Below are 11,706 nucleotides of genomic sequence, written 5' to 3' on the forward strand. Positions count from 1 at the left end.
TCTAATCTGCGTATGAAGGCGATTATGCCTTAACGCTTGCGGCCCTTCAATTTAGCCTTCTTGATTAGATCACCATATTGGTGTGCCAACAGATGCGATTGCACTTGGCTAATCGTATCCACAGTCACGTTGACCACAATCAGCAAGCTGGTTCCGCCGAGGAACAGCGGAATACCGGTTTGCGCGATGACATATTCCGGCAACACGCAGACAAATGTCAGATAGATCGCGCCGACCACGGTGATGCGTGTCAGAACGTAATCTAGATAGTCAGCCGTCCGGTTACCCGGACGAATACCGGGAATGAAACCGCCATTCTTTTTCAGGTTTTCCGCTGTCTCTTCCGGATTGAACACAACCGCTGTGTAGAAAAAGCAGAAGAAGATAATGCCAGCAGCGTACAGCGTCATATAGAGTGGCTGGCCGTGCTGCAGATATTGCAGAACCTGCTGCAAGAACCCGCCTGCTCCGCTGCTTGTGTCGAGCGAATTACCAGCGAACTGAGTAATCGTCAGCGGCAGCAGCAATAGCGAGCTAGCAAAGATGGGAGGGATAACCCCTGCGGTGTTAAGCTTAAGCGGCAAGTGCGAGCGATCCGCCTGCATCATACCCTTGGCGTTGGCGCGTTTCGGATACTGGATCAGCAACCGGCGTTGGGCCCGCTCCATAAAGCAGATCAGCAAAATCAGCACGATCACCATCACGACAAAACCGATAATGATACCCGGCGCGATCGAGCCGGTACGGCCGCCTTCAAACAGGTTTGTCACAAAGGTCGGGAATTGGGCGACAATACCCGCCATAATGATCAGTGAAACACCATTACCGATACCGCGCGCAGTAATTTGCTCACCCAGCCACAGCAGGAACATGGTACCGCCCACAAGGCTGATCACCGCGCCGATGCGGAACATGTAACCCGGATCGACAACCGCAGCGATGCCGCTTTGCGCGCCGAAGCTTTCGAGCCCCGCCGCCAGGAACCAGCCCTGAATCGCGCACAAAAACACTGTGCCATAGCGCGTATATTGATTGAGTTTTTGCCGGCCAGTCTGGCCCTCTTTCTTCAACGCAGCCAGTGTCGGGTGCAAGGAAGATGCGAGCTGCACAACGATCGACGCCGTAATATACGGCATCACGCCAAGCGCGATCAGGCTCATCCGCTCCAGACTACCGCCGGTAAATGCATTGAGGAGATCAACCACACCGCCGCTGGTCAATTCAGCCAGCGAAGCCAAAGCCTGCGGGTTCACACCCGGCAATGGAACAAAGCTTAAAAAGCGGAAGACAATCAAAACACCGATAGTGAACCAGATACGGCTCTTCAGCTCGGTCGCTTTGGAGAAATTGGCGAAGCTTAGATTGCTCGCAATATTATCGGCGCGTGATGCCATAACAGACTGTTGATCCCGTCATTTCGCCGGACCGCAATATTGTCCTGTCCAGCCTCAAGGATGGTACATAGGGAGCGCAATCCGATATGTCGAACCCGCGCTCCCTATTTAACCAGATTATTTGGCTTTATTTGCGGCTTGCTTTTTGGCGAGGGTTTCCGCGGCTTCGGCTTTCTCAGCTTTAGCACGCTCAAACCCTTTGCCTTTAGGCGCCTTATCACCCTGACCGCCATCATGCTTCGCAGCAGGAAGAACTTCGACAGAACCGCCGACCTTCTCAACTGCTGCCAATGCACCTTTGGATGCACCGTTGACGATGAACTTGGCTTTGGTGGTCAATTCGCCTTTTGCGAGCAAACGAACACCGTCTTTGCCGCCTTTAGCAAGACCAGCAGCCTTCAAGGCAGCGTGATCAATATCCTTTTTGGCGTCGAGCTTCTTTGCGTCGATGAACTTCTGGACCATGCCCAGGTTCACTTCAGCAAAATCCTTGCCGAACGGGTTGTTGAAGCCGCGCTTTGGCAAACGCATGTGAAGCGGCATCTGACCGCCTTCAAAACCCTTGACTGCAACACCGGAACGGGATTTTTGACCCTTTTGACCGCGTGCGGATGTCTTACCCTTGCCAGAACCGATACCGCGACCAACGCGCATACGGCCTTTACGGGCACCATCATTATCTCTGAGTTCGTTAAGTTTCATAGTTTTGCACTCGCTTTCGCTTGCAAGTCTCTGCTTAATGCAGAGAATTCGCGCTTAATGGGAAAGGCCCGGTACTCGCCCGGGCCTTTAAATTCAATCTACAATCGCAACCATGTGGGGAAGCTTCGCAATCGCACCGCGAACTTCAGGGGTATCCTGCAATTCGACAACTTTGTGCATCTTGTTAAGCCCCAAACCAATCAGCATCTTACGCTGTTTTTCTGGGCGACGGATCGGTGAACCGATCTGCTTGATCTTGATGGTTTTCTTACCGGCCATCTATCTTACTCCGCTACAGCTGCAGCGTCGGCTTCAGCCTCTGCTTCGCTTGCGCCACCACGGCCAAGAAGGTCTGCAACCTTCTTACCACGACGCTGGGCAACTGACTTCGGTGAAGTCTGGTTAGCCAGCGCATCAAAAGTAGCGCGGATCATATTGTACGGGTTCGATGTACCGTTGGACTTGGTCACAACGTCAGCAACACCCAGGCTTTCGAAAACGGCACGCATTGGACCACCAGCAATAATGCCGGTACCCGGAGGTGCAGTACGCAGAACCACTTTACCAGCACCGAAACGGCCCTTGGCATCGTGATGCAACGTGCGGCCTTCTTTCAAGGCAACGCGGATCATCTTCTTCTTAGCAGCGGCAGTCGCTTTGGTGATGGCCTCAGGCACTTCGCGTGCTTTACCCTTACCAAAACCGACACGGCCGGAACCGTCACCAACAACAACCAGCGCAGCAAAGCCGAAACGCTTACCACCCTTCACTGTTTTGGATACGCGGTTGATGTGAACCAACTTCTCAGCAATGCCATCATCAGGCTCGTCGCGGCCACCACGGCGACCATCACGGCCTCCGCGACCACGGCCACCTTGGCCACCGCCACGATTATTGTCGCGACCACCACGGCCACCACGACCACGAGGCTGCTCTGTCGCACCGGCGGGAGCTTGCTCGGTCGGCGCTGGCGCAGCTTCCGCTGCGGGTGCTTCCGGAGCGGCTGCTTCAGCTGCTGGTGTTTCAGTCGCGGCGACTTCAGGCGCTGCAGTTTCTTCTACTTTCGGCGCTTCAGTAGCACCTTCAGTTTCAGGGGTTTTGTTTTCGTCAGCCATCATCAGAACTCCAGCCCGCCTTCACGGGCGGCATCGGCCAGCGCTTTAACGCGGCCATGGAACAGGAACCCGCCGCGATCGAACACGACAGTGGTGACGCCAGCTTTCTTGGCAGCGGCTGCGATGTCTTTGCCAACCGTTTCAGCTGCGCCGATATTCGCACCAGACGCCTTGGCACCGAGAGTAGAAGCGGCAGCAACAGTGCGGCCATCCTTATCATCAATGATTTGGGCGTAGATGTGACGGCCAGTGCGGTGCACGGACAAACGCGGACGACCACCTGCGCGGCTTTGGAGAGCCGAACGGACGCGACGACGGCGACGTTCAAAGAGAGATAGTTTAGCCATCTTACTTCTTCTTCCCTTCCTTACGGAAGACGTATTCGCCTTGGTATTTGATACCCTTACCTTTGTAAGGTTCAGGCTTACGCCAGCGGCGGATTTCGGCAGCAAGCTGGCCAACAGCCTGCTTATCGATACCACTAATGATTACAGTCGTTTGATCGGGACATTTCACGTCCAGCCCTGCTGGAACATCAATATCCACATCGTGACTAAAGCCGAGCTGAAGCTTGAGCTTGCTACCCTGCGCAGAGGCACGATAACCAACACCGCTGATTTCAAGTGTCTTGCTAAAGCCGTCAGTAACGCCTTCAACCAAGTTTGAAACGAGTGTGCGTTGCATACCCCAGAAGTCACGAGCACGGCGCGATTTGTTCGCCGGTGTCACAGCGATCGAACCATCTTCGATCTTATATTCGATGTCATCGGCCAGACCCATCGTCAAAGTACCCTTAGGGCCCTTTACGCTGAGCGTGCCATTCTCGATTGCAGCGGTAACGCCGCCCGGAATAGCAACAGCCTTCTTACCAATGCGGCTCATCAGAAGACCTCCGCAAGCACTTCGCCGCCGACATTCTCAGCGCGTGCTTCGGCATCCGAAAGCACACCCTTAGGGGTCGAGACGATGGTGATGCCCAAACCGTTGCGGACTACCGGCAGTTCTTGCGAACCCGAATAGACGCGGCGGCCAGGCTTGGAAACGCGGGCGACGTGCTTGATAGCAGCTTCACCCTCGAAATATTTCAGTTCAATCCGCAGCGCAGGGTGCTTGCCGGAAGCATCGTCGGAATAGCCACGGATGTAGCCTTCACGCTGAAGAACTTCGAGGACGTTAGCACGCAACTTAGAAGCAGGCGAAAGCACGGAATCCTTTTTAGCCTGTTGTCCGTTACGGATACGGGTGAGCATATCACCCAATGGATCGGTCATAGCCATCGGTCAGATCCTTACCAGCTTGACTTCGTAACACCGGGAATCATGCCACGGTTGGCAAGATTGCGGAGTTCGATGCGGTTGATGCCGAACTTGCGATAGTAACCGCGTGGGCGGCCAGTCGTTGCACAGCGGTTACGGACCCGTGTTGGGTTACCGTTACGCGGGATTTCAGCCATCTTGAGGCGAGCGATCATACGCTCGCTTTCGTCGAGCGACTTGTCATCAGCGATCGCCTTAAGCGCTGCGTATTTTGCAGCATACTTTTTGACGAGCTTCTTACGACGCTCATTCTTGTTGATGGAACTCAGTTTCGCCATGGACTTAAGCTCTCTTCTTTCGAGTAATCATAATCTGCGGACGGCTCACGCCGCTGCCTTTTCGTCATCCTGCGCTTCTGCAGGGAACGGGAAACCGAACAAACGCAGCAATTCACGTGCTTCGTCGTCAGTTTTCGCAGTGGTGGTCACAATGATGTCCATCCCGCGAACCGTATCGATCTTGTCGTACGAGATTTCAGGAAAAACGATCTGTTCCTTGAGGCCCATTGCGTAGTTACCACGGCCATCGAACGACTTAGCGTTCAGACCACGGAAGTCACGAATACGAGGCATCGCGATCGTCACCAGACGATCAAGGAATTCGAACATACGTTCACGGCGCAAGGTAACCTTACAGCCGATTGGCATGCCTTCGCGCAGCTTAAACTGAGCGATGGATTTCTTGGCTTTCGTGATAACCGGCTTTTGACCAGCGATCAGCGCCATTTCTTCAGCTGCAGTCGCAACTTTCTTCTTGTCCTGGCTTGCTTCGCCAACACCCATGTTGAGTGTGACTTTCAAGATCTTGGGGACTTGAAGAGCATTGGTATAACCGAATTTCTCGGTCATCGCTTTGACGATCACATCGTCATAGCGCTGCTTCATGCGAGGTGTGTAATCAGCCATCGATTGTCTCTCCGGATTTCACAGCGACGCGAACCTTCTTGCCGTCTTTTTCTTCAAAACGGACACGAGTTGGTTTGCCATCCTTAGGATCAGCCACAGCAACTTTGCACAAGTGCATCGGCGCTTCGAAACGATCGATACCACCCTGCGGGTTTTCCTGGCTTGGCTTACGGTGACGGGCAGCAATGTTCATGCCTTCGACGATGACCTTGCCATCTTTTGGCATGACCTTCTGGACAGTGCCGGTACGGCCCTTATCCTTGCCCGAAAGCACGACGACGCTGTCGCCTTTTTTAATCTTCGCGGCAGCCATTAGAGCACCTCCGGCGCGAGCGAAATGATCTTCATGAAACCACGGCCACGCAATTCGCGAACCACAGGGCCAAAGATCCGAGTGCCGATTGGCTCTTCGCTCTTGTTAACAAGAACAGCTGCGTTGCCGTCAAAACGGATCACACTACCGTCCGGACGGCGAACGTCCTTACGGGTGCGGACGATCACAGCACGGTGAACGTCGCCCTTTTTAACCTTAGCGCGCGGCTGCGCTTCTTTGATAGAGACGACGATCACGTCGCCAACGCTGGCAGTGCGGCGCTTGGACCCGCCCAGTACTTTAATGCACTGAACGCGTTTGGCACCGCTATTGTCTGCCACGTCTAGATTTGACTGCATCTGAATCATTGATTCAGTTCCTTCTTATCCGGCTTGTCAGAACCAGTCTGACAGTTCCAAAAACTCAAACTCTTACGTTGTGCTACCGGCGGCAGCTTCAACTTCCAGATCAGCCTCTACAGCCTGACCCTTACTCGCATGGACCGTGTCGAGTACTTTCCAAGTCTTAGTCTTGGAAATCGGCTTGGTCTCTTCAATCCGGACAGTGTCGCCCATCTTGTATGCGTTTTCTTCGTCGTGAGCGTGATACTTCTTCGAACGACGAATGATCTTCCCGTAGAGCGGGTGCTTCACTTTGCGTTCGACCTTCACGGTCACTGTCTTGTCGGTCTTGTCAGATGTGACGGTCCCGATCAGAATACGTTTCGGCATAATGTGCTCCTTACGCCTTAGCTGCTGCAGAGCGTTCACTCTGAAGCGTCTTAATCTGGGCGATCGAGCGACGGACTTCTTTGATCCGTGCAGGACGCTCCAACTGGTTAGTCGCAGCCTGGAAACGCAGGTTGAACTGCTCTTTCTTCAAATCTGTCAGATCAGTATCAAGTTGATCGTCAGTTTTGGTGCGGAGATCTTCAATCTTGCTCATGATCAACCCTCCAAGTGCGAGGTATCACCCAAACGGGCAACGACCTTGGTTTTAATAGGAAGCTTCATGGCCGCACGCTCAAACGCAGCAGCAGCCAATGGGCCTGGAATACCGTCCAGTTCGAACAGAATGCGGCCCGGCTTAACCCGTGCAGCCCAATATTCGACCGAACCCTTACCTTTACCCTGACGGACTTCAGCAGGCTTCTTCGACACTGGAACATCAGGGAATACACGGATCCATAGGCGACCTTGACGGCGCATATGACGTGTAATCGCACGACGAGCAGCTTCGATCTGACGCGCAGTGATACGCTCAGGCTCAAGTGCTTTCAGGCCGTAGGAACCGAAGTTCAAAGCTGTACCGCCCTTGGCGTCGCCTTTGATCCGGCCTTTAAAGGCTTTGCGGAATTTATGTTTTTTCGGTTGTAGCATGGTGCTTACTCTCGAATTCTATCAGCGGGCCGGACGGACGCCGGAAGTTTGCGCTTCCATCATCAGCCGGTCTTGTGCGGTTGGATCTTGACCAAGGATTTCGCCTTTAAAGACCCAAACCTTGATGCCGATAATGCCATAAGCAGTCAGTGCTTCGGCCTCAGCATAATCGATGTTCGCGCGAAGTGTATGCAATGGCACGCGGCCTTCACGATACTGTTCAACACGGGCGATCTCTGCACCGCCAAGACGGCCACCACACAGGATTTTGATGCCTTCAGCACCCAAACGCATGGCGGATTGCATGGCGCGCTTCATCGCACGGCGGAACGCAACACGGCGGATCAACTGATCAGCAATACCTTGAGCGATCAGCTTCGCGTCGACTTCCGGCTTGCGGATTTCGACGATGTTCAGCTTCACTTCGCTGTCAGTCATCTTGGCCAGCTTGCTACGCAGCTTCTCGATGTCTGCACCCTTCTTACCGATGATCACACCGGGACGGGCTGCATAAATCGAAACGCGGCACAATTTGGCTGGACGTTCGATGACCACCTTGGAGATCGCTGCCTGAGGCACCGTGTCCATGATGAATTTGCGAATTTCAATGTCTTCCTTGAGGAGCTGTGCATAGTCACGCCCTTCAGCGTACCAGCGGCTATCCCAAGTGCGGTTGATCTGCAGACGCAGGCCGATCGGATTACTCTTCTGACCCATGGCTTACGCCTCCTCTTCTTCGTGCTCGCGAACGACGATGCGCAGGCGGCTGAATGGTTTCAGGATACGGGTAGATTTACCGCGGCCACGTGTGTGGAAGCGCTTCATCGTAATCGCCTTACCAACGCTCGCTTCCGCAACGATCAGCGAGTCAACGTCGAGGTTGTGGTTATTTTCTGCGTTAGCAATCGCAGAAGCCAGAACCTTCGTTGTGTCTTTCGCCATTCCTTTGCGAGAGAATGCGAGGATGTTCAGAGCATCTTCAACCTTCTTGCCGCGGATCAGCGCAGCAACGAGATTGAGCTTCTGAGCAGAGCCACGGATGGTGGTGCCCACAGCCAAAGCCTCATTATCGCCAACGCGGCGTGGAGTTTTTGCCTTACCCATTATCGCTTACCCTTCTTGTCGGCAGCGTGGCCGGGGAATGTGCGGGTTGGCGCAAATTCACCGAGCTTGTGACCGACCATGTCCTCATTCACGGACACCGGAATAAACTTATGACCATTATAGACGTTGAACGTCAGGCCAACGAACTGCGGCAGGACAGTAGAACGGCGCGACCAAGTCTTGATCGGCTTGTTGCCACTGTTTTCCTGCGCATCTTCTGCCTTTTTCAGCAGGTGGAGGTCTACGAACGGACCTTTCCAGACGGAACGAGCCATCTCGGTTACCTCTTCTTCTTGGCGTGACGCGAACGGATGATCATTTTATCCGTCTGCTTGTTCTTACGAGTACGAGCACCCTTAGTTGGCTTACCCCAAGGCGTAACTGGGTGACGACCACCCGAAGTACGGCCTTCACCACCACCGTGTGGGTGATCGACAGGGTTTTTCGCAACACCGCGTGTCAAAGGCTTAATGCCCATCCAGCGGCGACGACCAGCTTTACCAAGGTTTTGGTTCTGGTTGTCCGGGTTAGAAACCGCACCAACTGTACCCATGCAATCGCTGCGCAGGTACCGTTGTTCACCAGAGTTCAAGCGTACGATAACCATTCCGCGGTCACGCCCAACGAGTTGGACATATGTACCAGCAGAACGAGCGATCTGACCGCCCTTGCCCGGCTTCATTTCCACATTGTGGCAAATGGTACCGACTGGCATCTGACCAAGAAGCATGGCGTTGCCAGGCTTCGTATCGGTCTTTTCGCCAGCAACAACCGTATCACCAACAGCAAGACGCTGAGGACATACGATGTAAGCTTGCTCGCCATCTTCATATTTCAAGAGCGCGATGAAGGCTGTGCGGTTTGGATCATATTCGATCCGCTCAACAGTCGCAGGAACATCCCACTTACGACGCTTAAAGTCGATGAAGCGATATTTCTGCTTGTGACCACCGCCGATGCCACGTGAAGTGACATGGCCTTTGTTGTTCCGGCCGCCGGTCTTACGCTTACCTTCCGTGAGCGACTTGACTGGCTTGCCTTTATACAGGCCAGACTTGTCGACAAGGATAAGGCCGCGTCGTGCGGGGCTTGTCGGTTTATAATTCTTGAGTGCCATCTGTCTCGCCCTCAGATTCCGCCAGTAACGTCGATCGGGTCTTGCCCGGCAGCCAACGTTACGACCGCTTTCTTGAAATCCGAACGCTTATAGGGACGACCCTTCCAGCGCTTGGTTTTGCCCTTCTGGACGATGGTGTTCACGCTCTTCACTTTCGTGTCGAACAATGCCTCAACCGCTTCTTTGATCTGCGGCTTAGTGGCGTCATTCGCTACCTTGAAGACAACCGCGTCATTTTCAGACAGCAAAGTCGACTTCTCAGTAATGTGAGGTGACAGCACAACGTCATAATGACGGGCGTCGATTTCTTGCTTTTTAGCCATTGAAACGCGCCTCCAGCTTTTCGACTGCATCCTTGGAAAGGATCAGCGTGTCATGTTTCAGGATGTCGTAAACGTTGGCACCAGCTGCCGGGAGCACATTGACACCCGGAAGGTTGGCTGCGGCATTCTTGAACCCGTCATTCACGGCTTCACCGTCAATCACCAGAACCTTGCCTGCTACGCCTGCTTTTTCAAAATGACCCATCAAAGCTTTGGTCTTGGCATCTTTCAGCTCAAGACTATCGACAACCACAAGGCCGTCTTTCGCTTTGCTGGACAACGCCATTTTCAGGCCGAGTGTCCGGATCTTCTTGTTAAGCGACTGGTTAAAGTCACGCTTGCGAGCACCGTGAGCCTTACCACCACCGATAAAGATCGGAGCAGCGCGGTCACCGTGACGGGCTACACCGCCACCTTTTTGCTTGCCGTGTTTTGCACCGGTACGCGCAACGTCGGAACGCTCACGTGTCGGGCGGGCGGTACCGCGGCGGTTTTCAAGCTGCCACGTAACGACGCGGTGCAAGATGTCAGCGCGTGGCTCAACACCGAATACGGTATCATTGAGCTCAATATCGCCAGACGCCTTACCGTCGATTTTTTGGACCTTCACCTTCACGGATCAGCCCTCCTTGCCGGTTTCGCTGGCGGCTTCAGTAGCCTCAGCTTCGTTGGTTTCTACTGCCGGCGCTTCTTCCTTAGCTTCAGGCTTAGGAGCGTTCTTCTCGATGACAGCACCCGGGAAAGGGACACCTTCAGGAAGAGCAAGCTTTACGGCATCACGTACGACGAGCCATGCATTCTTGTGCCCAGGGACAGATCCCTTAACGAACAACAAGCCGCGATCAGCGTCGGTACGGACAATCTCGAGATTTTGCTGGGTACGCTGGCGATCACCCATGTGACCAGCCATCTTCTTACCCTTAAACACGCGACCCGGATCCTGACGGTTACCCGTCGAACCGTGCGAACGGTGAGAGATGGAAACACCGTGCGTCGCACGAAGACCACCGAAGCCCCAGCGCTTCATCGCACCTGCAAAGCCTTTACCTTGCGTATGGCCGGTAATGTCTACCTTTTGACCCGCAAGGAAGTGGTCTGCAGAAATGGTCGCACCAACCGGAAGCAAGCCTTCGTCATTTTCCAGACGGAACTCAGCAACCTTTTGCTTCAACGGGACTTCTGCTTTCGCGAAGTGCTCACGCTGAGGTTTGGCAACATTTTTTTGTTTGGCTTCACCCGAACCAACCTGAAGTGCGGAATATCCATCACGTTCAGCGGTGCGGTGAGAAACGACTTGGCAATCTTCAAGAGCAAGAACAGTCACGGGAACGTGACGTCCATCCTCCTGAAACAGGCGGGTCATCCCAACCTTCTTTGCGATCACGCCAGTGCGCATCGTCAAAACTCCTAACACAGAGGCACCTAAGGCCCATCCCTAGGTGCGTGCCAGCCCATTTTGTGATACGTCGCCCCGCCCGGGCTGAGTGCTCCCCCAATTGCTTGGGCTTGCGAGACGGGGAACGCAGTCCCGGACAATATCCCCATCAGGGGTGGCCGGCGGTATTCCTAAGTCTTCGCTTTAGAACTAACTAAAGCCGAGAAAATTAAGCGAGCTTAATTTCCACGTTAACGCCAGCAGCAAGATCGAGCTTCATAAGCGCGTCCACTGTTTGAGCGTTAGGCTGCACAATATCAAGCAACCGCTTGTAAGTGCGTACCTCGAACTGCTCGCGCGACTTCTTATCGATGTGCGGGCCGCGGTTCACGGTAAACTTCTCAATTCTCGTCGGCATCGGAATGGGGCCACGAATGAGCGCGCCAGTACGGCGGGCGGTTTCTGCGATTTCACCAGTTGCCTGGTCAAGTACGCGGTGATCAAACGCCTTGAGGCGAATGCGAATATTCTGGGCTTCCATGTCCAACTACCAATGAGAAAGAGCAAACAACAAAAACCAGCGACCCGCCCTCTCCCGTCTCCGAGGGAGAGCATGGCAACTGATCAAACTTTTCCGAATTTTGAGACGAATCTCGTTCGTTG

Annotated in this window: 22 protein-coding genes; all 22 read right to left on the minus strand. The window is 53.9% G+C overall.

Annotation, left to right across the window (positions count from 1 at the left end; all coding sequences use genetic code 11):
- Window positions 1-29 precede the first annotated feature (29 nt).
- Complete coding sequence (secY, locus tag HKD42_RS06785) at window positions 30-1,394, minus strand: preprotein translocase subunit SecY (RefSeq protein ID WP_170011539.1); 1,365 nt, start codon at window positions 1,392-1,394, stop codon at window positions 30-32.
- Window positions 1,395-1,511: 117 nt separating this feature from the next.
- Window positions 1,512-2,096: a 50S ribosomal protein L15 gene (gene rplO, locus HKD42_RS06790; RefSeq protein WP_170011541.1), complete on the minus strand. Its 585-nt coding sequence runs from the start codon at window positions 2,094-2,096 to the stop codon at window positions 1,512-1,514.
- A gap of 93 nt (window positions 2,097-2,189) precedes the next feature.
- Window positions 2,190-2,375 (minus strand): 50S ribosomal protein L30, encoded by a 186-nt coding sequence (gene rpmD / locus HKD42_RS06795; RefSeq protein WP_170011543.1) that lies wholly within the window; start codon window positions 2,373-2,375, stop codon window positions 2,190-2,192.
- Window positions 2,376-2,380: 5 nt separating this feature from the next.
- A complete protein-coding gene (rpsE, locus tag HKD42_RS13300) occupies window positions 2,381-3,214 on the minus strand; it encodes a 30S ribosomal protein S5 (protein ID WP_246236778.1) in 834 nt (277 codons plus the stop codon).
- Window positions 3,214-3,558 carry a 50S ribosomal protein L18 gene (gene rplR, locus HKD42_RS06805; RefSeq protein WP_170011545.1) on the minus strand — a complete coding sequence of 115 codons (345 nt, stop codon included), beginning with the start codon at window positions 3,556-3,558 and terminating at the stop codon, window positions 3,214-3,216. Before rplR ends, rpsE begins: the two co-directional genes overlap by 1 nt.
- A 1-nt stretch (window position 3,559) precedes the next feature.
- The gene (gene rplF, locus HKD42_RS06810; protein ID WP_170011547.1) at window positions 3,560-4,093 is read right to left on the minus strand and encodes a 50S ribosomal protein L6; all 534 of its coding nucleotides are present in this window, start codon (window positions 4,091-4,093) and stop codon (window positions 3,560-3,562) included.
- Window positions 4,093-4,488: a 30S ribosomal protein S8 gene (gene rpsH, locus HKD42_RS06815; protein WP_170011549.1), complete on the minus strand. Its 396-nt coding sequence runs from the start codon at window positions 4,486-4,488 to the stop codon at window positions 4,093-4,095. Before rpsH ends, rplF begins: the two co-directional genes overlap by 1 nt.
- An 11-nt stretch (window positions 4,489-4,499) precedes the next feature.
- Window positions 4,500-4,805 (minus strand): 30S ribosomal protein S14, encoded by a 306-nt coding sequence (gene rpsN / locus HKD42_RS06820; protein WP_170011559.1) that lies wholly within the window; start codon window positions 4,803-4,805, stop codon window positions 4,500-4,502.
- Window positions 4,806-4,850: 45 nt separating this feature from the next.
- Complete coding sequence (gene rplE, locus HKD42_RS06825) at window positions 4,851-5,432, minus strand: 50S ribosomal protein L5 (protein WP_170011561.1); 582 nt, start codon at window positions 5,430-5,432, stop codon at window positions 4,851-4,853.
- Window positions 5,425-5,745: a 50S ribosomal protein L24 gene (rplX, locus tag HKD42_RS06830; RefSeq protein WP_170011563.1), complete on the minus strand. Its 321-nt coding sequence runs from the start codon at window positions 5,743-5,745 to the stop codon at window positions 5,425-5,427. The genes rplE and rplX overlap by 8 nt, the downstream gene beginning before the upstream one ends.
- On the minus strand, window positions 5,745-6,113 hold the full coding sequence (gene rplN / locus HKD42_RS06835; RefSeq protein ID WP_170011565.1) for a 50S ribosomal protein L14: 369 nt from the start codon (window positions 6,111-6,113) through the stop codon (window positions 5,745-5,747). The genes rplX and rplN overlap by 1 nt, the downstream gene beginning before the upstream one ends.
- Before the next feature lie 63 nt (window positions 6,114-6,176).
- Entirely contained in the window at window positions 6,177-6,476 is a 300-nt protein-coding gene (gene rpsQ, locus HKD42_RS06840) for a 30S ribosomal protein S17 (RefSeq protein ID WP_170011567.1), read from the minus strand.
- Between the two features lie 10 nt (window positions 6,477-6,486).
- Window positions 6,487-6,690, minus strand: a complete 204-nt coding sequence (gene rpmC, locus HKD42_RS06845; protein ID WP_170011569.1) for a 50S ribosomal protein L29 — start codon at window positions 6,688-6,690, stop codon at window positions 6,487-6,489.
- Window positions 6,691-6,692: 2 nt separating this feature from the next.
- Complete coding sequence (rplP, locus tag HKD42_RS06850; RefSeq protein ID WP_170011571.1) at window positions 6,693-7,124, minus strand: 50S ribosomal protein L16; 432 nt, start codon at window positions 7,122-7,124, stop codon at window positions 6,693-6,695.
- A gap of 21 nt (window positions 7,125-7,145) precedes the next feature.
- Window positions 7,146-7,841, minus strand: a complete 696-nt coding sequence (gene rpsC / locus HKD42_RS06855) for a 30S ribosomal protein S3 (RefSeq protein ID WP_170011573.1) — start codon at window positions 7,839-7,841, stop codon at window positions 7,146-7,148.
- 3 nt (window positions 7,842-7,844) lie between these two features.
- Window positions 7,845-8,228 (minus strand): 50S ribosomal protein L22, encoded by a 384-nt coding sequence (rplV, locus tag HKD42_RS06860; RefSeq protein ID WP_170011583.1) that lies wholly within the window; start codon window positions 8,226-8,228, stop codon window positions 7,845-7,847.
- Window positions 8,228-8,503, minus strand: coding sequence for a 30S ribosomal protein S19 (gene rpsS, locus HKD42_RS06865; protein ID WP_170011585.1), 276 nt, complete (start codon window positions 8,501-8,503; stop codon window positions 8,228-8,230). Before rpsS ends, rplV begins: the two co-directional genes overlap by 1 nt.
- Before the next feature lie 5 nt (window positions 8,504-8,508).
- A complete protein-coding gene (gene rplB / locus HKD42_RS06870) occupies window positions 8,509-9,345 on the minus strand; it encodes a 50S ribosomal protein L2 (protein ID WP_170011587.1) in 837 nt (278 codons plus the stop codon).
- Between the two features lie 11 nt (window positions 9,346-9,356).
- Window positions 9,357-9,668 (minus strand): 50S ribosomal protein L23, encoded by a 312-nt coding sequence (locus tag HKD42_RS06875; protein WP_170011589.1) that lies wholly within the window; start codon window positions 9,666-9,668, stop codon window positions 9,357-9,359.
- On the minus strand, window positions 9,661-10,284 hold the full coding sequence (gene rplD, locus HKD42_RS06880; RefSeq protein ID WP_170011591.1) for a 50S ribosomal protein L4: 624 nt from the start codon (window positions 10,282-10,284) through the stop codon (window positions 9,661-9,663). The genes HKD42_RS06875 and rplD overlap by 8 nt, the downstream gene beginning before the upstream one ends.
- 3 nt (window positions 10,285-10,287) lie before the next feature.
- Entirely contained in the window at window positions 10,288-11,064 is a 777-nt protein-coding gene (gene rplC, locus HKD42_RS06885; protein ID WP_170011594.1) for a 50S ribosomal protein L3, read from the minus strand.
- 208 nt (window positions 11,065-11,272) lie between these two features.
- Window positions 11,273-11,584, minus strand: coding sequence for a 30S ribosomal protein S10 (gene rpsJ, locus HKD42_RS06890; protein WP_061924928.1), 312 nt, complete (start codon window positions 11,582-11,584; stop codon window positions 11,273-11,275).
- Window positions 11,585-11,706 lie beyond the last annotated feature (122 nt).

The organism is Pontixanthobacter rizhaonensis (genome assembly GCF_012972675.1).
Classification (GTDB): Bacteria; Pseudomonadota; Alphaproteobacteria; order Sphingomonadales; family Sphingomonadaceae; genus Pontixanthobacter; species Pontixanthobacter rizhaonensis.